This window comes from Bordetella genomosp. 13 (assembly GCF_007679965.1).
Classification (GTDB): domain Bacteria; phylum Pseudomonadota; class Gammaproteobacteria; order Burkholderiales; family Burkholderiaceae_B; genus Bordetella.
The window spans coordinates 416,566-435,883 of the sequence record NZ_VEHL01000002.1; the positions used below are offsets into that span (position 1 = coordinate 416,566).

At 67.8% G+C, this 19,318-nt stretch carries 18 protein-coding genes; 13 read left to right on the top strand and 5 right to left on the bottom strand.

Going from position 1 to position 19,318, the window contains the following annotated elements:
* Positions 1-37: 37 nt before the first annotated feature.
* Together FS845_RS07785 and FS845_RS07790 are read right to left on the bottom strand one after the other, a co-directional pair.
* A complete protein-coding gene (locus FS845_RS07785; RefSeq protein ID WP_144632309.1) occupies positions 38-1,078 on the bottom strand; it encodes a FecR domain-containing protein in 1,041 nt (346 codons plus the stop codon).
* A gap of 67 nt (positions 1,079-1,145) precedes the next feature.
* A complete protein-coding gene (locus FS845_RS07790; protein ID WP_144632312.1) occupies positions 1,146-1,658 on the bottom strand; it encodes a sigma-70 family RNA polymerase sigma factor in 513 nt (170 codons plus the stop codon).
* A gap of 246 nt (positions 1,659-1,904) precedes the next feature.
* Here FS845_RS07790 and FS845_RS07795 point away from each other — a divergent pair, with 246 nt between their 5' ends.
* The 7 genes from FS845_RS07795 (at position 1,905) to FS845_RS07825 (ending at position 9,016) form a co-directional block, all read left to right on the top strand.
* Entirely contained in the window at positions 1,905-3,107 is a 1,203-nt protein-coding gene (locus tag FS845_RS07795) for an ATP-binding protein (RefSeq protein ID WP_144632315.1), read from the top strand.
* Positions 3,104-3,658, top strand: a complete 555-nt coding sequence (locus FS845_RS07800; protein ID WP_144632319.1) for a response regulator transcription factor — start codon at positions 3,104-3,106, stop codon at positions 3,656-3,658. Before FS845_RS07795 ends, FS845_RS07800 begins: the two co-directional genes overlap by 4 nt.
* A 215-nt stretch (positions 3,659-3,873) precedes the next feature.
* Positions 3,874-4,788: a ubiquinol oxidase subunit II gene (gene cyoA, locus FS845_RS07805; protein WP_260986206.1), complete on the top strand. Its 915-nt coding sequence runs from the start codon at positions 3,874-3,876 to the stop codon at positions 4,786-4,788.
* Between the two features lie 9 nt (positions 4,789-4,797).
* Positions 4,798-6,777, top strand: a complete 1,980-nt coding sequence (gene cyoB / locus FS845_RS07810) for a cytochrome o ubiquinol oxidase subunit I (protein WP_144632325.1) — start codon at positions 4,798-4,800, stop codon at positions 6,775-6,777.
* A gap of 3 nt (positions 6,778-6,780) precedes the next feature.
* A complete protein-coding gene (gene cyoC, locus FS845_RS07815) occupies positions 6,781-7,401 on the top strand; it encodes a cytochrome o ubiquinol oxidase subunit III (protein ID WP_144632328.1) in 621 nt (206 codons plus the stop codon).
* On the top strand, positions 7,401-7,739 hold the full coding sequence (gene cyoD, locus FS845_RS07820) for a cytochrome o ubiquinol oxidase subunit IV (protein ID WP_144632331.1): 339 nt from the start codon (positions 7,401-7,403) through the stop codon (positions 7,737-7,739). The genes cyoC and cyoD overlap by 1 nt, the downstream gene beginning before the upstream one ends.
* Positions 7,740-8,014: 275 nt before the next feature.
* Positions 8,015-9,016: a tripartite tricarboxylate transporter substrate binding protein gene (locus FS845_RS07825; RefSeq protein WP_144632334.1), complete on the top strand. Its 1,002-nt coding sequence runs from the start codon at positions 8,015-8,017 to the stop codon at positions 9,014-9,016.
* A gap of 9 nt (positions 9,017-9,025) precedes the next feature.
* On the opposite strand, the gene FS845_RS07830 is transcribed toward FS845_RS07825, so the two are convergent.
* A complete protein-coding gene (locus FS845_RS07830) occupies positions 9,026-9,772 on the bottom strand; it encodes an IclR family transcriptional regulator (protein WP_144632337.1) in 747 nt (248 codons plus the stop codon).
* Between the two features lie 103 nt (positions 9,773-9,875).
* On the opposite strand from FS845_RS07830, the gene FS845_RS07835 reads away from it, so the two are divergent.
* Positions 9,876-11,138, top strand: coding sequence for a CaiB/BaiF CoA transferase family protein (locus tag FS845_RS07835; RefSeq protein ID WP_144632340.1), 1,263 nt, complete (start codon positions 9,876-9,878; stop codon positions 11,136-11,138).
* 46 nt (positions 11,139-11,184) lie between these two features.
* On the top strand, positions 11,185-12,267 hold the full coding sequence (locus tag FS845_RS07840) for a TauD/TfdA family dioxygenase (protein WP_144632344.1): 1,083 nt from the start codon (positions 11,185-11,187) through the stop codon (positions 12,265-12,267).
* Between the two features lie 122 nt (positions 12,268-12,389).
* Here the strand turns inward: FS845_RS07840 and FS845_RS07845 are convergent, their stop codons facing one another.
* Positions 12,390-13,601 (bottom strand): MFS transporter, encoded by a 1,212-nt coding sequence (locus tag FS845_RS07845; RefSeq protein WP_144632347.1) that lies wholly within the window; start codon positions 13,599-13,601, stop codon positions 12,390-12,392.
* Between the two features lie 172 nt (positions 13,602-13,773).
* Between FS845_RS07845 and FS845_RS07850 the strand changes: the two genes are divergently transcribed.
* Genes FS845_RS07850 through FS845_RS07865 form a run of 4 tightly spaced genes read left to right on the top strand, consistent with a single transcriptional unit; the run spans position 13,774 to position 18,472 of the window.
* Positions 13,774-14,691 (top strand): NAD(P)-dependent oxidoreductase, encoded by a 918-nt coding sequence (locus tag FS845_RS07850; RefSeq protein WP_260986207.1) that lies wholly within the window; start codon positions 13,774-13,776, stop codon positions 14,689-14,691.
* Positions 14,692-14,743: 52 nt separating this feature from the next.
* On the top strand, positions 14,744-15,244 hold the full coding sequence (locus FS845_RS07855; protein ID WP_144632353.1) for a (2Fe-2S)-binding protein: 501 nt from the start codon (positions 14,744-14,746) through the stop codon (positions 15,242-15,244).
* Positions 15,245-15,249: 5 nt separating this feature from the next.
* Positions 15,250-16,245 (top strand): FAD binding domain-containing protein, encoded by a 996-nt coding sequence (locus FS845_RS07860; protein ID WP_144632355.1) that lies wholly within the window; start codon positions 15,250-15,252, stop codon positions 16,243-16,245.
* A gap of 10 nt (positions 16,246-16,255) precedes the next feature.
* On the top strand, positions 16,256-18,472 hold the full coding sequence (locus FS845_RS07865) for a xanthine dehydrogenase family protein molybdopterin-binding subunit (protein WP_144632358.1): 2,217 nt from the start codon (positions 16,256-16,258) through the stop codon (positions 18,470-18,472).
* Positions 18,473-18,548: 76 nt separating this feature from the next.
* Here the strand turns inward: FS845_RS07865 and FS845_RS07870 are convergent, their stop codons facing one another.
* The gene (locus FS845_RS07870) at positions 18,549-19,307 is read right to left on the bottom strand and encodes a LamB/YcsF family protein (protein ID WP_144632361.1); all 759 of its coding nucleotides are present in this window, start codon (positions 19,305-19,307) and stop codon (positions 18,549-18,551) included.
* Between the last annotated feature and the right edge of the window lie 11 nt (positions 19,308-19,318).

The following is a 19,318-nucleotide window of genomic DNA, read 5'->3' on the forward strand; positions in this document are numbered from 1 at the left end:
AAGCGCCAGGGACTTTTTTGCGGATGGCCGGCGGGCGTCAGCCCGCGGCCGTCACGATCACCCAGTACGGCGTGACCCGGCGCACCGTCACGGGAAGCAGCCGGCCCAGCGCATCCAGCGCCCGGTCGGTGTCGGCCAGCGGAAACAGGCCGGAGATGCGCAGCGCCCCCGCGCGATCGTCGTGCCAGATCAGGCCGGGCCGGTAGCGGCCGAGCTCGGCCAGGAAACGGGCCACCGGCATGTCGTCGGCCGCGAGTTCACCGCGCATCCAACTGTCCGCCTCGGGCGACAGCGCGTGCGCGGGCTGCACCTGCGCATCGGTCAGGCGCGCCATGGCGCCGGCGTCCAGGCGATGCGCCCGGCCGCCCCGCCCGGGCGTCAATTCGACCGCGCCTTCCAGCACGGCGATCCGGGCCGAGTCCTCGTCGCGGCGGACGATGAAGCGCGTACCCAGCGCGCGTGCCTGACCGAATGGCGTCTCGACCACGAAGTCGTGCCGGGCATGAGGGCCCGCGTGCCCGGTGGTGAAACAGGCCTCGCCGCGCAGCAGGCGCACGACCCGCCTGGCGCCGTATTCGACCTCGACCGCGCTGTCGGCGTTGAGCAGGATGCGCGTCTGGTCGGCCAGTGCGAATTCTCGCCGCTCGGCCACGCCCGTGGCGTAGCCGGGCGCGGGCCGCTGCCAGGTCGCCCGCGTGCCGGCCCACAGCAGGGGGCCGCCGACCGCGCCCGCCAGCGCGGCGCAGACCAGCACCCGCCGCGACCGGCCGCGCCGCGCCGCGGACAGCGCCTCGCAGGCGGCGGGCCCCGCCACGCCGCGCAGCCGGGCATCGGCCTGCGACAGGTGCGTCCAGGCGCGCGCATGGTCGGGATGGCTGTCGCGCCAGTCCTGCCAGGCGTGACGGTCCGCCTCGGTGGCCTTGCCGGACATGAACAGGACGTACCAGCGGGAGGCCTCCCTGGCCACGCGCGGCGCCAGCGGCAGGCCCGCGGCGTACAGCTGGCCGGCGGCGCTCGCGGGTGTGCCTTCGTGCTCCGCGCCCAGGTATTCGCCCTTGGGGCGGTCCAGGGAGCTCATGCCGCCGCTCCGCCACTGCGCGCGGCGTTCCGGCGGACATGGGAGGCCAGGCGGCGTGGCGGCATGGTCAATCCCCCACCTGCGCGAAGAAGCAGGCCTGCACCGCGCGCTCCATGTAGTTGCCCACGGTGCGGGGCGTGACGCCCAGGCGCCGGGCGATGTCCTCGTACTTCATGCCTTCCAGCTGGGCCAGCAGGAAGGCTTCGCGCACCTTGGCGGGCAGGGTGTCCAGGGCGCGGTCGATGGCGCACAGGGTCTCCAGGATCTCCTTGCGGGCCTCGGGACTGGGAGCGAAGGCTGGCGGCAGGGCGGCCAGGGCGTCCAGGTAGGCCCGCTCGATCGCGACGTGGCGGTGGTGGTTGGCCAGCAGGCGCCGCGCGATGGTCGCCAGGTAGGCGCGCGGTTGCGCCAGGACCGGCGTGCCCTGCGCCAGCAGCACGCGCAGGAACGTGTCCTGCGCCAGGTCCGCGGCGGCCTCTTCGCCGCCCATGCGGTATCGCAGCCAACCGGCCAGCCACGCGTGGTGCTCGCGGTAGAGCGATTCGGCGTGATCGTGCAGGGGCAATTGGGGGCTGCGCATGGCTGCGGACTCCGTACACTCCATGGGATTTTGGGAATGATAACTATTAACAACATATTTCGGTACCCTCGATGCGCAAAACGCGACATCGGCGCGGGTTTCCCATGCCGGGCCGATGCCCCGGCGCGCCTGGGCGGACCCTGTTCCGCAACGCCTTCCCGGCCCTGCGCAGGCGGGCCAGGCCGGGTTCGCCATACAATGGCAGGTCGCGCAAGGTCCGCGCCCGTATCCGTTTCCGCCCGTCCCATGTCGTCCGGTAGTTCCGCCAATTCCTTCCTGCGCACGCTGTGCAGCCTGCGCTGGGTCGCCATCGCCGGGCAGGCCGCGACCGTGCTGGTGGCCAGCGGCCCGCTGAACGTCTCGCTGCCGCTGGCGCCCCTGTGGGGCGGCGTGCTGTTCCTGGTCATCTTCAACCTGTACGCCACGCTGCTGCCGCCGCGCAGCGAAGAACTTTCGCCGGGCGTCGCATTCCTGCACCTGCTGATCGACATCGCCGTGCTGGCCTGGATGGTGGGCTGGAGCGGCGGCATCCACAATCCGTTCGGCCTGCTGTTCCTGGTGCTGATCGCGCTGGCCGCGCTGGCGCTGCCGCCGCGCTGGGCCTTCGCCGCGGCGCTGGCCTGCGTGGCGGGCTATGCCGGATCGGCCGTGTTCGGCAAGCCGCTGGACAGCCCGCACGACCAGCACATGCTGCTGCTGTGGGGCATCGCCGCCAACTTCATCATCTCGGCGGGGCTGGTGTTCTATTTCCTGACGCGGCTGGCGGGCGGCCTGCGCGCCCGCGAGCGCGAACTGGCCGCGCTGCGCGAGCGCTTCACCCGCAACGAAGGCATCGTGGCGCTGGCCACGCACGCCGCCGCCATGGCGCACGACCTGAACACCCCGCTGGCCACCATGACGCTGCTGGCCGACGAGATCGCCGTGCAGGCACAGGGCGACGAGATGCGCAGCGACGTGGCCACGCTGCGCCAGTTGCTTGCGCTTTGCCGCGAACGCATCCGCAACCTGGCGGTGCCCACCCAGGTCGACCTGGTGCGCGTGGTCAGCCAATGGAAGCTGGTGCGTCCCACCATCGAGCTCAGCCGCACGGGCACGCTGCCTGCTTCCCTGCGGGTGGAGCCTTCCATCGCCCATCTGCTGCAGGCCCTGCTGAACAACGCCGCCGACGCCGGCGAGGAAGTCGGCGATCCGCGCGTGGAACTACACTTGGAATATCAGGGGGGCACGTTGCGCGGCGAAGTGCGCGACCACGGCCTGGGCATCGATCCCGACCGGCCCCTGCTGCCGGCCACCGGCCTGTTCCATAGCGGCAAGCCGCAAGGACTGGGTGTGGGCCTGGCGCTCTCTCACGCGACCGTGGAACAACTGGGCGGAGAGATGACCCTGACCGCGGCTGAAGGGGGAGGCACCCGTATCCGTTTCGATCTACCCCTGGAAAGTCCTGCATGAACCCGTCCGGCCCCGGCCTACTCATCGACGACGACGAACTGTACCTGCGCACCCTTCAGCGCAGCCTGGCGCGCCACGGCCTGGAAACCCGCATCGCCTGCAGCGTGGGCGAGGCCCTGCGCGTGGCCGAAGAAATGCGTCCCGGATTCGCCCTGGTCGACCTGCGGCTGGGCGAGGATTCCGGCCTGACGCTGATCCGCCCCTTGCGTGCGCTGCGCGAGGACATGCGCATCCTGCTGGTCACCGGCTACGCCAGCGTGGCCACGGCGGTCGAGGCCATCAAGCGCGGCGCCGACGACTACCTGCCCAAGCCCGCCACCGCGCCCATGATCCTGCGCACCCTGGGCCTGCTGGATCCGCAAAACGTTACGATTGAAAGCGCCATGACGCCGCTGCACCGCCTAGAATGGGAGCACATCCATCAGGCGCTGTCCGAGACCAACGGCAACGTCTCCGCAGCCGCCCGGCTGCTCGGCATGCACCGCCGCTCGCTGCAGCGCAAGCTGGCCAAGAAGCCCGGTCCCGAGCGCGACGCCATCCCCCACGATTGATCTTCCCTGCGGTGAAACCCGGGTGCGACCTTTTGTCGCACCCCCCGGATTAACCCCTGCGGGCTTTCCCTAGGCTTACGTCCCTTTGGTGCACCATGTTGGTGCTGTTGCCCCGTGGCGACTGCGACCTTCTGTCGCATGTGCGGGGCGCCGCCGCGGGCTACCATCCCGGCTTTGCTGCAAGGCAGCACCTTTATCGTCTGTTAGGGCCGCCCGTGAAACTCCCCCCTTACGCCTCCACTGCCGCACGCGCGCTTGCCGTCGGCGCCGCCCTGCTGCTGGGCGGCTGTTCCATGGAAATCCTGAACCCGAAAGGGGACATCGGGATGCAGGAGAAGAATCTCCTGTTGACCGCCACGGGCCTGATGCTGCTGGTCGTCGTGCCGGTCATCATCATGACGCTCTGGTTCGCGTGGAAGTACCGGTCCACCAACACCAACGCCAAGTATTCGCCCAAGTGGTCCCATTCCACGCCCATCGAGATCGTGGTCTGGACCGTGCCCTGCATCATCGTGGGCATCCTGGCCGTGCTGACGTGGCAGAGTTCGCACGCGCTGGATCCCTACCGCCCCATCGAGTCGGACAAGAAGCCGGTCACCATCGAAGTGGTGTCCCTGGACTGGAAGTGGCTGTTCATCTACCCCGAGCAGAACATCGCCACCGTCAACGAGATCGCCTTCCCGGTGGACCGTCCCGTCGAATTCCGCATCACGTCCGGTTCGGTGATGAACTCGTTCTTCATCCCGCAGCTGGGCAGCATGATCTATTCGATGGCCGGCATGACCACCAAGCTGCACCTGATCGCCCGCGAGGAAGGCACCTACGCCGGCCTGTCGGCGAACTACAGCGGCGGCGGTTTCTCGGGCATGCGCTTCAAGGCCCACGCCACCTCGGAGCAGGGCTTCGAAGAATGGGTTGCCAAGGCCAAGACCAACGGCACCGAGCTGACCAACGAGAAGTACGCCGCGCTGTCCAAGCCCAGCGAACACACGCCGGTCGCCTATTTCTCGAGCACGCCGCCGGCGATGTTCGATTTCATCCTGAACACCACCATGGCCAAGATCGCCGGGGTCGACTCGCCGTTCTGCACGCCCACGTCCAAGAACCTGGTCGCAGCCGCCTCGGAGTAATTTCAAATCATGTTCGGCAAACTTACCCTCGAATCGGTTCCGTACCACGAACCGATTGTCATGGTCACGCTGGCGGCCGTCATGCTGGGCGGTCTCGCCCTGTTTGGCGCCATCACGTACTTCCGCAAGTGGAACTACCTGTGGTCCGAATGGATGACCACGGTCGACCACAAGAAGATCGGCATCATGTACATCGTCGTCGCGCTGGTCATGCTGCTGCGCGGCTTCGCCGACGCCATCATGATGCGCACGCAGCTGGCCGTGGCCTCGGGCGATTCCCCGGGCTTCCTGCCGCCGCACCACTACGACCAGATCTTCACGGCCCACGGCGTCATCATGATCTTCTTCATGGCGATGCCCTTCATCACGGGCCTGATGAACGTCATCGTGCCGCTGCAGATCGGCGCCCGTGACGTGGCCTATCCCTTCCTGAACTCGCTGAGTTTCTGGTTGTTCGCCGCCGGCGTCGTGCTGATGATGCTGTCGCTGTTCGTGGGCGAGTTCTCGGCCACCGGCTGGCTGGCCTATCCGCCGCTGTCGGGCCTGGACTACAGCCCCAGCGTCGGCATGGACTACTACATCTGGGCGCTGCAGATATCAGGGTTGGGAACGACACTATCCGGCATCAACTTCATCGTGACCATCCTGCGCATGCGCGCGCCCGGCATGTCGCTGATGAAGATGCCCGTGTTCACGTGGACCGCGCTGGTCACCAACATCCTGATCGTCGCCGCCTTCCCGGTGCTGGCCGCCACGCTGGCCCTGCTGACCGGCGACCGCTACCTGGGCACGCACTTCTTCACGAACGACGGCGGCGGCAACGCCATGATGTACGTGAACCTGATCTGGATCTGGGGCCACCCCGAGGTGTACATCCTGATCCTGCCGTGCTTCGGCGCGTTCTCGGAAATCATCGCCACGTTCTCGCGCAAGCCGCTGTTCGGCTACAAGTCGATGGTGTACGCCACCGCGGCCATCGGCGTGCTGTCGTTCCTGGTCTGGCTGCACCACTTCTTCACGATGGGTTCGGGCGCCAACGTCAACGCGTTCTTCGGCATCGCCACGATGATCATCTCGGTGCCCACCGGCGCCAAGATCTTCAACTGGCTGTTCACGATGTACCGCGGCCGCGTGCAGATGACGACCCCCGTCATCTGGACCATCGGCTTCATGGTCACCTTCGTCATCGGCGGCATGACCGGCGTGATGATGGCCATCCCGGCCGTGTCGTTCGTGCTGCACAACAGCCTGTTCCTGATCGCCCACTTCCACAACGTCATCATCGGCGGCGTGGTGTTCGGTTGTATCGCCGCCATGACGTACTGGTTCCCCAAGGCCTTCGGCTTCAAGCTGAACGAGCGCCTGGGCAAGTACTCGTTCTGGTGCTGGCTGATCGGCTTCTACCTGGCCTTCATGCCCCTGTACATCCTGGGCTTCAAGGGCATGACCCGTCGCCTGAACCACTACGACAACCCCGAGTGGCAGCCGTACCTGATCGTGGCCTGGGTGGGCGCCGTGTTCGTCGCCGCCGGCATCGGCTTCATGCTGCTGCAGATCGCCGTGAGCATCCGCGACCGCGAAAAGAACCGTGACCTCACGGGCGATCCCTGGGGCGGCCGCACGCTCGAGTGGTCGATCTCGTCGCCCGCGCCGTTCTACAACTTCGCCCACGTGCCCCAGGTCGACCACCTGGACCAGTTCTGGGAAGACAAGGAATCCGGCCGCACCGGCCGTCCGCAGCGTCCCTACACGGACATCCACATGCCGCGCAACACCGGCACGGGCGTCTACATGGGTGCCTTCGGTCTGGCGATGTGCTTCGGCCTGATCTGGCACATCTGGTGGATGGCCATCGTCGGCCTGGTCGGCATGATCGCGTCGTTCGTCGCACGTGCCTACAGCCGCGACATCGACTACTACGTGCCGGCCAAAGAGGTCGAGGCCATCGAGAACGCGCACTTCCAGCGCAAACAGCAACAGGCTGCCTGAGCCATGACGCAAGCTACCACTCTCAATCACGGCGTGGCCCACGGCCACGACGACCACGAGCATCACGACGACGGATCCAAGACCACCTTCGGTTTCTGGATCTACCTGATGAGCGACTGCCTGATCTTCTCGGTGCTGTTCGCGACGTTCGCCGTGCTGTCCAAGGCCACCGCCGGCGGCCCGGACGGCAAGGAACTGTTCGACCTGTCCTTCGTGCTGGTCGAGACGATGCTGCTGCTGGTCTCCAGCTTCACGTTCGGCGTGGCCATGCTGAACATGCAGGCGGGCAAGGTCGCCAAGGTGCAAGCCTGGCTGGCCATCACCTTCCTGTTCGGCCTGGGCTTCGTGGCGATGGAAGTCTGGGAATTCCATCACCTGATCACCGAAGGCTACGGCCCCGGCCGCAGCGCCTTCCTGTCTGCGTTCTTCGTGCTGATCGGCACCCACGGCCTGCACGTCACGTTCGGCCTGATCTGGATCCTGATCATGATGCACATGATCAGCCGCCAGGGCCTGGATCCGTTCAATACGCGCCGCCTGCAGTGCCTGAGCCTGTTCTGGCACTTCCTGGACATCATCTGGATCTGCGTGTTCACCTTCATCTACCTGTTCGGAGCCCTTTGATGTCGTCTCATACCGCAGCGGCCGACCATCACGGCGCACACGCCCACGGCAGCATGAAGCAGTACGTCGTCGGCTTCATCATCTCCATCCTGCTGACCTTCGGCTCGTTCGGCCTGGTCATGGCGGGCGACTATCCCCATTCGGTGGTGGTGCCCGGCCTGATCATCCTGGCCGTGGCGCAGCTGCTGGTCCAGCTGATCTTCTTCCTGCACATGGGCCGGTCGGAGCGCGACAACACGCTGACCTTCATCTTCACCATCAAGGTCATCGCCATCATCGTCGTGGGCTCCCTCTGGGTGCTGCACAACATGAACATCAACATGATGCCCGGCATGTAAGCCGACGCGTCCCGATCGAACCGCTCGATCAAGAAGGCCCCGCACCGGATGGTGCGGGGCCTTTTGCTTTGGGACTCTCGGGCCGTCTTGGGACGGGCGAGCGGCACGACCCCGCGCGGCCGCCCCGGCGCGGCGGTCGGTGTTTACCCGTAGGAATTCGCCTCGCTTCCTATGACGGCGCTTATGGCCGTTTCGGCCGCGCCTCGACACCGCCGGAAAGCTGTGCCTATACTGCTCCACAAAAATAGACATCATGTCTAAAACTGGAGGAGACGATGAAAACCATCCTGCGCCGTGCCGCATGCACGCTGGCCGTCCTGGCCATTTCCGCCGCTGTGTCGGCCGCACCCACGGCGGCCGCGCCCACTACGGCCGACAGCGTGAAGCTGCCCGAGCTGATCCGCATCGTGGTGCCGTTCTCGCCCGGCGCCAGCAACGACGTGTTCGGACGTGCGCTGGGCGAGCGCATGTCGCGCCTGCTGGGCGTGAACGTCGTGGTCGAGAACAAGCCCGGAGCGGGCGGCGTGATCGGCGCGTCCGACGTGGCGCGTTCCAAGCCGGACGGCTCGGCGCTGCTGTTCAGCTCGGTGTCGTTCGCGACCAAGGCGGCCACCGATCCCAAGCTGCCGTACGACGCCACGAAGGCATTCGCGCCCGTGGCGCTGGTGGCGCGCGGCGCCATGGTGATGGTGGTGGGCAAGTCCACGCCGTACACCAGCGCCAAGCAGGTCATCGACTACGCCCGCGCGAACCGCGGCAAGCTGAACTACGGTTCGGCCGGCATCGGCTCCATCGGCCAGATGAGCACCGAACTGCTGAACGCGCAGACCGGCGCCGAGATGGTGCACGTGCCGTACAAGGGCATCACCAACGCCGTCACCGACATGATCGGCGGACGGCTGGAGACCATGATCACCACGCCGGCCTCGGTCAGCGGCCCGCTGGCGTCCAAGGACATCCGCGCGCTGGCCGTGACATCGCCCGAACGGTCGAAGTTCTTTCCCGACCTGCCCACCGTCGCGGAGTCGGTCCCCGGCTATTCGGTGGAGGTGTGGTGGGGCATGTATGCGCCGGCGGGCACGCCGGCTCCGGTGGTGGCCAGGCTGAACGCGGCCATCCGCGAGGCCAGCCATACGCCCGAGATGCAGGCGCTGTTCGCGCGCGAAGCCACCGAGCCCACCGACATGGACCCGAAGGCCTTCGCCGCCTACACGAACGAGCAGCTTGCCCAGTGGCGCAAGCTGGCGTCCGACCGCCACATCGTGGCCAGCGAATAACGGCCGGCGTCAGCCGGGCAGCACCAGGCCTTCCAGCTTGCGGTAGGGCGCCTCGAACGACGAGACGTCGCCGCCCAGGTCGCGGCTCAGCTGCCGGCCGGCTTCCATGACCAGGGGCAAGGCTTGCTTGAACACGTTCTTGTCGAAGCGGAACAGCGGCACGCCCAGCGAGATGGCGCAGACCACCCGCTGGCGCACGCCGAACACCGGGCACGAGATGGCCGCGGTCTCGCTGCGGCGCTCGGACAGCGAGACGGCATAGCCGGCCGCGCGGATGCGGTCATACGCTTCGCCCGGCTCGCCGCTGAACGCCAGCAGCACCTTGCCGGCCGCGCCTTTTTCCAGCTCGACCTGCTCGCCCTCGCGGACATGCATGATCACCGAGCGCGGCTGCGTCATGCGATGCAGGCAGATGCGGCGGTCGCCCTCGCGCACGTAGATGGCGGCGGTCTCCTTGGTCTGGCGCACCAGCTCGCGCAGCACGGGGGCGGCGTAGTCCCAGAGCCGGAACGACTCTTGGTAGAACATGCCCAGGTAGAACGGCGCCGGGCCCAGCATGAAGCGGCTGTCGTCCAGCCGCTTGATGAAACCGAAGTGCTCCAGCGACTCGCAGATGCGCAGGATGGTGCTGTGGTACAGGCCCGTGGCGTTCATCAGGTCGGTCAGCGTCATGCCTTCGACGCTGTCCTGGAAGGCCATCAGGATCGACAGCGCCCGGTTTACCGACGCGACGCCGGGATCTTCTTTTGCAGCCATGCTTTCTTGCTCCCGCGGATGCGCCGGACAGGGACGGCGCGGGGCCACATTGTAGAGTTCTTCAAAATAGACATCATGTCTATTTTCAGGATAGACTGAATCCATGCAGACGAAAACGACTCGAGACACGGGCCTGCCGCGCAGGCAATTCGACGCCGCCGCCCAGGGGCCGCTGGCGGGATTGAAGGTGGTGGACCTGTCCCGCCTGGTGGCGGGCAACATGCTGACGCTGCAACTGGCCGACTTCGGCGCGGACGTCGTCAAGGTCGAGCCGCGTGCGGGAGACACGCTGCGGGCCTTCCAGACCGCGGGCGTCGAGGCCTTCTGGAAGGTCTATGCGCGCAACAAGAAAAGCATCTGCCTAGAGTTCCGCCATCCCGCGGCCATCGGCCTCATCCGCCAGATGTTGCGCGACGCGGACGTGCTGATCGAAAGCTTCAGGCCCGGCGTGCTGGAAGAGATGGGCATGGGCCCGGACGTGCTGCACCAGGCCAATCCCGGCCTGGTCATCGTGCGCATCTCGGGGTGGGGTCAGACGGGCCCGTACCGCCGCAAGCCGGGGTTCGGCACGCTGGTGGAAGGCTATTCGGGGTTTGCCGCGATGAATGGCTTCGGCGACCGCGAGCCCGTGCTGCCGCCCATGTTCCTGGGCGACATGACGGCTGGCCTGTACGGCGCCAGCGCCGTGATGACCGCGCTGTGGGAAGTTCGCGTGAATGGCGGGAAAGGGCAGGTGATCGATCTTTCGCTGTTCGAGCCGACGATCTCGGTGCTGGGGCCGCAGGCAGCCAACTACCGCATCACCGGCAAGGTCAAGGCCCGCACCGGCAGCCGCTCCAGCACCAGTTGCCCGCGCAACACCTACCGCACGTCCGACGGGCAGTGGCTGTGCGTGTCCACGTCCACGCAGAGCATGGCGGCGCGGCTGTTCGAGACCATCGGCCGCGCCGACATGAACGGCGACCCGCGTTACTGCAGCAATTCGGCGCGCCTGGCGCACCTGGAAGAGGTCGACGGCATCGTCGCAGGCTTCATCGCGCAGCGCAGCCTGCGCGAGAACCTGGCCTTGTTCGAGGCCGCCGACGTCACCGTGGGGCCGGTGTACGACTCGGCCTCGCTGCTCGACGACCCGTACGTCTCGCAGCGCGAGAGCCTCGTCGAGCTGGACGACCAGGATCTGGGCAGCCTGCCCATGCACAACGTCACGCCCAGGCTGTCCGGCACGCCCGGCAATTTCTATCGCCCCGCGCCGCGCAAGGGCGAACACAACGAAGCGTGCCTGCTGCCGCTGGTGGGCGAGCAACGCTATCGGCAACTGGTGGCCGAGGGCGTGGTGGTGGCGGCCGACGCCGCACCGCCCGCCTGAAGCCCGCCACGAACGGCACACCCATGAACATCGGAGGAGCAACAGCATGAGCATGATCGGCAAATACATCGACAGCCCGGGCGCCTGGAAGGGGCCCGACATCGACTGGACGCGCGAGGGCCTGCACGTCCTGTCGGATGACGAGCTGCGCGAGATCGACCTGGCGCTGAAACACTTGCTGAGCCTGGGCAACCTGGACTTTCCGCAGATCACGCGCCAGACCTTTCCGTTGGACAAGGTCGGCGCGCTGATGGAAAGCCTGCCGCAGCGGCTGCGCACCGGCCGCGGGTTCCTGATGCTGCGTGGCCTGCCGCGCCAGCAGTATTCCGACGACGACATGACGCGCATCTATTTCGGGCTGGGCGCCTACATCGGCACGCCGATGACGCAGTCCTACCTGGGCGACATCCTGGGCCACGTCATGGACGTCAGCGACTACGAGCCGAAGTCGCGCGGCTATCGCAAGGGCGGCGGGCAGCTGATGCATACCGACTCGTGCGACATCATCGGCCTGATGTGCCTGCGCTCGGCCATCTCGGGGGGCGAAAGCCGCATCTCCAGCGCGCTGGCGGTGCACAACGTGATGGCCGAGCAATATCCCGAGCAGCTCAAGCTGCTGGCCGACGGCCTGTTCCTGAAACGCACCGATGAAGACGGCCGCCGCGCCACGCGCACCTTCAGTCCCGATCGCGTGCCGTTCTTTTACGAAGAGAACGGAGAAGTCTCGTGCTACCTGCCCACCGGCTATGCGCGCCTGGCCGAGAAAAGCGGCCAGTGCCCCTTCACGGCCGAGGAGTCCGAGGCCTTGTACCGCGTGCGCAAGGTGGCGGCCTCGCCCGAGTTGTACCTGGACATGGGGTTCAAGGAAGGCGACATCCAGTTCCTGAACAACCGCATGATGGTGCACGGCCGCACCGACTACCAGGACGCGAAGGACCTGGCGGATCGCCGTCACCTGCTGCGCCTGTGGTTCGAGGTGCCGACTTGGCCCGCCATGCCGCAGAAGCAGATCTTCCATACGGCGGAGGACCGCAGGCTGTGGAGCCAGTACCGCCAGCCGCTGGGCGAGTTGCCGTCCATCCACTACCAGAAGCTGCTGGAAGGCGTGCACGGCGAGATGGTGGATTGATGCGGGAAGGCGCGCGCCTGCGTGCGCCGCGATCGGGGTAGGGTAGGGCGCCAGGATGACGCTTCTTTTCGACGCGGGCCGAGCGTCGCACGGTCAGCCCGTCGCACGGTCAGCCCGCCGCGTCAACCCGCTGCGTCGGCCGCCAGCACCTGCCGCTTGCGCCTGGCGTCGCGATCCATCGATACCGACACGGCCCACAGCGCCAGGCCACCCAGCGCCAGCGCGCAGCCGACCCAGCCGGTGGAGACCCAGCCGAAACCGGCCGCGATGGCCAGGCCGCCCAGGTAGGGGCCCAGCGCGTTGGCCGTGTTGAAGGCCGAGTGGTTCAGCGCCGCGGCCAGACCCTGCGCGTCTTCCGCAACGTCCATCAGGCGCGTCTGCAGCACGGTGCCCAGCGCGCCGCCGCAGCCGATCAGGAACACCGACAGCGACAGCGTCCAGATGTTGCCCGCCATGAAGGGGAACAGCGCCAGCGAGGCCGCGCTGAAGACCAGCACGCCGCCCGCCGTGCGCATCAACGCGCGGTCGGCGAAGGCCGGGATGACGAGATTGCCGATGGTCATGCCCACGCCGAAGACGCTGAGCACGATGGGCACGGTGCCGGGCGACACTTGCGTGACCGCCATCATCGTATCGGCCAGATAGGTGTACACCGCGAACAGGCCGCCGAAACCGATGGCGCCGATGCCCAGGGTCAGCCACACCTGGCCGCGCGCCAGGGCGCCCAGTTCGCGCAGCGGACTGGCCCCGGCATCGGGCGCGGCGTTCGGCGCGTACAGGCGCACCAGCGTCATCGTCAGGATGGCCAGCAGGGACACCAGGGCGAAGCTCCAGCGCCAGCCCACGGCCTGGCCCAGGAAGTTGGCCATGGGCACGCCGACGATGGTGGCCACCGTCAGCCCCAGGAACACGCGGCCCACGGCCAGCGTGCGCTTGTTGTCCGGCACCAGTGAGCTGGCCACCAGCGCGGCGATGCCGAAATAGGCGCCGTGCGGCAGGCCGCTGACAAAGCGGAAGGCCAACATCCAGTGGTAGTCGGGCGCCAGGGCGCTCAGGCCGTTGCCGACGGCGAACATGCCCATCAGCAGGACCAGCAGCGTGCGGCGCGGCAGCCTGGCGCCCAGCACGGCCAGCAGCGGCGCCCCGACCACCACGCCCAGGGCGTAGGCGCTGATGACGTGCCCGGCCGTGGGGGCGTCGATGCCCAGGCTTTGCGCGAAATAGGGCAGCAGGCTCATCGAGGCGAATTCGGTCGTGCCGATGGCGAAACCGCCCACGGCCAACGCGAAAAGCACCAGGCCCGGCTGCGTGTGCCGGGAAGAGGGGGGAGTCATGGGGGATCCTTCGAGTTGATGCGAGACATGCGCCCAGGAGGCCGCATGCCGCCATTATGCCCCCGCGGTGCAGGCGTCTTTTGCCTGATCCTGCTTTTTTGCGCCGCATCAAAATACAGGCGCCCCATGTCCGGTATGACGATTGCTCACGTGTTCAGGGCGGCGTCAGTCCGTGCCCGCACCATCGAGGCATGCACAGGAGATTCGGATCATGAACATCGGTTTTATCGGTACAGGTTCCATGGGCGCGGTCATGGTGCGGCGGCTGCTGGCCGCGGGCCATGCGGTGCGGGTGTGGAACCGCAATCCCGAGCGCACGCGCCCACTGGCGCAAGACGGCGCCGTCATCGTCGACACCGTACGCGAGGCCTTCAGCGGCGATGCCGTTTTCTCGGTGCTGGCCGACGACACGGCCGCGCGCGCCGTGCTGCTGGACAGCGGCGTGCTGGATTCGGTGCCGGATGACGTGGTGCACGTCAACATGGCCACCATCTCGGTGGAGCTGGCCGCCGAACTGGCCCGCTGCCATGCCGACCGCGGCGTGGCCTACGTGGCCGCGCCCGTGCTGGGCCGTCCCGACGTGGCCGAGGCCGGCAAGCTGAACATCGTGGCCGCCGGCCCCGCGTCCGCCATCGACCGCGTGCAGCCCCTGCTGGACGTGCTCGGCCAGAAGACCTGGCGCATCGGCGACACGCCCGAGCATGCCAATGTCTACAAGCTGGCCGCCAATTTCATGCTGGCCTGCGCCATCGAGAGCTTCGGCGAGGCGGCGGCGCTGGTGTCGGGACACGGCTCGGATGCGGCGCTTTTCCATGAACTGATCACCAGCAGCATCCTGCCCGGCCCCGTCTACCAGGGCTACGGCAAGATGATCACCGAAGGCCGCTACGAGCCCGCGCTGTTCAAGGCACGGCTGGGCCTGAAAGACGTGCGCCTGGCGCTGGCCGCCGGCGAGGCGGTCCACACGCCGCTGCCCATGGGCAGCGTGGTGCGTGACAGCCTGATAGAGGCCATGGCGCACGGCGACGGCGAAAAGGATTTCGCCGTGCTGGGCCGCGTGGCGCAGCGCCGGGCGGGCCGCGTGGACTAGGCATGGCAGGCATGGGGCTTGCTGCGGCCTTCCGATCTTTCCGGAGGTCTCCATGCCCGACTCTTCCCCGACTGCCGCCGCCGCGGCGGGCACCGTCGACGTCACGCTGCACGTCAACGGCGCCACGCACGCCCTGCGGCTCGATCCCCGCGCCACGCTGCTGGACACGCTGCGTGAAACCCTGCACCTGACCGGCAGCAAGAAGGGCTGCGACCACGGCCAATGCGGCGCCTGTACCGTGCACCTGGACGGACGGCGCGTGAACGCCTGTCTGACCCTGGCCGCCGTCGCCGATGGCTGCCAGGTCACCACCATCGAAGGCCTGGGCTCGCCCGAGTCGCTGCATCCCATGCAGGCTGCTTTCGTCGCGCACGACGGCTATCAATGCGGCTACTGCACGGCCGGGCAGATCATGTCCGCGTGCGCGTTGGTGAACGAACCCTGCGGCCCGCATGACGACGACGTCCGTGAACTGATGAGCGGCAACATCTGCCGCTGCGGCGCCTATTCCAACATCGTCGCGGCCATCCAGGATGTCCGCGGAAAGAGGTGAGCGCCATGCAGAATTTTCGCTACAGCCGCGCCGCCGACGTCGCCGACGCCGTGCGCATGGCCGCCGCCGAGCCCGCCCGCGTGCGTTTCCTGGCCGGCGGCACCACGCTGGTCGACCTGATGAAGCTGGACGTCGAGACGCCCACGCACGTGGTCGACATCAACCGCCTTGGACTGGACCAGGTCGAGGTGGCGGACAACGGCGAGGTGCGCATCGGCGCCATGGTGCGCAACGCCGACCTGGCGCACCACCCGCACATCCGCGAGCATTATCCCGTGCTGTCGCAGGCCCTGCTGGCCGGCGCGTCGGCGCAACTGCGCAACATGGCCACCACCGGCGGCAACCTGTTGCAGCGCACACGCTGCGTGTACTTCCGCGACCGGGCCATGCCGTGCAACAAGCGCGAGCCCGGCTCGGGCTGCTCGGCCATCGGCGGCTTCAACCGCAACCTGGCGGTGCTGGGGACCAGCGAGCACTGCATCGCTTCCAATCCGTCGGACATGAACGTGGCGCTGCTGGCCCTGGATGCCAGCGTGCGGGTGCAGGGCCTGAACGGCATGCGCACCATCGCGTTGCGGGATTTCTGGCTGCTGCCCGGCGACACGCCGCAGCGCGAGACGGTGCTGGCCGCGGACGAGCTGATCGTCGATGTCGTGCTGCCGCCGTTGCCGGAAGGCACGCAGTCGGCCTATCTGAAGCTGCGCGACCGTGCCTCGTACGAGTTCGCGCTGGCGTCGGCCGCGGTGGTGCTGCGCGTGCGGGACGGCCGCATCGAGCATGCCGGCATCGCATTGGGCGGCGTGGGCACGCGGCCTTGGCGTTGTCCACAGGCGGAGCAGTTGCTGGTGGGGCAGGCCCCTGGGGTTCAGCGTTATGCACAGGCTGCCCAGGAGGCCCTGCGTGGTGCCGTCCCGCAGAGCGAGAACGGCTTCAAGATCGAACTGGCGCGCCGTTGCCTGGCGCATGCCCTGGCGACCGTGGTGCCGCCGCACAACGCCTAGGAGCCCGCGCATGGATACCCCCCGACTACAGAAGGCGCTTTCCCATCCCGCCGCCATCGGCAATCCGTTTCCGCGGGTCGACGGCCCCCAGAAGGTCAGCGGCACGGCGCGCTATACCGCCGACTTCAACCTGCCGGGCATGCTGCATGGCGTGCCGGTGACCGCCACCATCGCGCATGGCCGCATCGCCGAGCTGGACGCCAGCCAGGCCGAGGCCGTGCCAGGCGTGCGGCTGGTGCTGCGCCAGGGCAACTGTCCGCCGTTGAAGCGTGCGCAGAAGGGCTCCATCGACGAGAAGCGTCCGCCGCTGGAAGACGACGTGATCCGCTACTACGGCCAGTACGTGGCCATGGTGGTGGCGGACACGCTGGAAATCGCAACGGCCGCCGCGCGCCTGGTGAAAGTGCGCTATGACGCGTATACGCCCGATGTCGCGCCGCCGGAAGACCTGGACGAGGCGACCAAGGTCGAGAGCGAGCGCGGCGATGCCGTCGCCGCCTATGCCAGCGCGCCGGTGCGTGTCGAGGCGACCTACAGCACGCCCGTCGAGACGCACAATCCCATCGAGCTGCATGCCTGCGTGGCGGACTTCGACGGCCAGCGCTACACGCTGTACGAGACCAGCCAGGCCGTGGTGAACCATCGCGACGTCGTGGCGCAGATGCTGGGCGTGAAGGCCGACGACGTGCGCGTGGTGTCGCTGTTCCTGGGCTCGGGGTTCGGCGGCAAGCTGTGGCCATGGCCGCATTCGGTGCTGGCGGCCGCGGCATCGCGCCAGTTGCGCAAGCCCGTGAAAGTGGTGCTGCAGCGGCAGATGACCTTCCAGAGCGTGGGCCATCGGCCCTTCCTGCGCCAGCGCTTCCGACTGGGCGCCGACCGCGATGGCCGGCTGTTGTCGGTGCAGCAGCATTACGTCGGCCAGACCTCGCAGCTGGACGACTACGAGGAGAGCTGCGCCGAGGCCACGCCGCACATGTACAGCACGCCCAACCTGAAGGCGTGCTCGGGCCTGGCGCGCCGGCACGTGGGCGCGCCGACCTCGATGCGCGGCCCGGGCGCGGTGCCCGGCCTGTTCGCGCTGGAGTCCGCGATGGACGAACTGGCCATCGCGCTGGACATGGATCCCGTCGCCCTGCGCCTGCTGAACGAGCCCCAGAAGGACGAGGGCAAGGACCTGCCGTTCTCGTCGCGGCACCTGACCGAGTGCCTGACAACCGGCGCCGAGCGCTTCGGCTGGTCGCGCCGCACGCCGCGGGTCGGCTCGATGAAGCGCGATGACCTGGTATTGGGTTGGGGAATGGCCTCGTGCTCGTGGCTGGGCATGCGTTGGCCCGGCGAGGCCAAGGTGACGCTGAGCGCCGACGGCTCCGCGCGCGTCGTGTGCGCCACGCAGGATCTCGGCACGGGGACGTATACCGTGCTGGCGCAGCTGGTCAGCGCCGAGACCGGCATCCCGCTGGAGCGGATCGAGGTGCGCCTGGGCGACACGGCGCTGCCGCCGGGGCCGGTGTCCGGCGGCTCGGGCGCGACGGCGTCCGTCATCCCCACCGTGCTGCAGGCCGTGCGCGACGCCGTGCGCGCCGCCATGGAGGCTTCGACGCGACAGGGCGGAGCCTGGGCCGGCATCGTCACGTCCGACCTGGTGTGCCGCGACGGCGCCATCGGACTGGCCGACGGCAGCGGCAAGGCGGTTCCGCTGCAGCAGGTGCTGCGCGACGCGGGCGTCGATTCGGTGACGGGCGAGGGCAAGGCAGGCTCGGGCAACGACATCAAGAAGCGCTACTCCGTCAACTCCTACGGTGCGCATTTCGTCGAAGTGACCTGGCATCCGGCCACCGCGCGCCTGCGCGTATCGCGCGTGGTGACGGTGATCGACGGCGGCCGCATCGTCAATCCCCGCACGGGCCGCAACCAGATCGAAGGCGCGGTCATCATGGGCGTGGGAATGGCGCTGTTTGAAGAGACCCAGTACGACCCGCGCAACGGAGCGCCGGTGAACAGCAACCTGGCCGACTACGTGATGGCCACGCACGCCGACGCGCCAGAGCACGACGTGGTGTTCCTCGATTATCCGGACCTGATCTGGAACGAGTTGGGATCGCGGGGGATCGGGGAGATCGGATTGGCGGGGATTGCCGCGGCGATCACCAATGCGGTTTATCACGCGACGGGGATCAGGGTGCGGGATCTGCCGGTGAAGATCGAGGATCTGCTGGTGGGGGCGTAGGCCTCGAGCCCAATGCGACGGAGCGCCCTCGCTGGCAGCGTCGGAGGCTTCCCCGAGTGAACGGGGAAGCCTTTTTTCAAACCGTCCTGACCTCCACCCCCGCCTCTTCCAACGCCTTCCTGATCCCGCCGGCAAACGCCTCGGCTCCCGGCTGGTCGCCGTGTATGCACAAGGTATCCGGCTTCAGCGGCACGCGCGTGCCGTCCGTCGCGACCACCACGCCATCCTGTGCCATGCGCAGCACCTGCTCGATGGACTTGTCCAGGTCGGTGATCATCGCGTCGGCGCGGCTGCGCGGGGTGAGCGAGCCATCGGCCTGGTAGGTGCGGTCCGCGAACACTTCCTGCGCCGTCTTCAGTCCCACCGACTGCGCTGCCTCGATCCAGCGGCTGCCCGCCAGGCCGTACAGCACCAGATCGGCGTCCACGTCGCGCACCGCCTGGCACAGCGCGCGCGCCAGTTCCAGGTCCTTGGCGGCCATGTTGTACAGCGCGCCGTGGGCCTTCACGTGATGCAGCTTCGCGCCTTGCGAGGCCGCCACGCCGGCCAGCGCGCCGACCTGGTAGACCATGGCGTCGTAGCCTTCCTGCGGCGTGATGTGGATGGTGCGGCGGCCGAAGCCGGCCAGGTCCTGCAGGCTGGGATGGGCGCCGATGGCCACGCCGTTGGCCAGGGCCGCGGCGACGGTCTTGCGCATGGTGGCGGGATCGCCGCCGTGAAAACCACAGGCGATGTTGGCCGAGCTGACGTACTTCAGCACGGCCTCGTCGTTGCCCATGTGCCAGGCGCCGTAGCTTTCGCCCATGTCGCAGTTCATGTCGAGGGTGGATGTCATGGCAGGCTCCG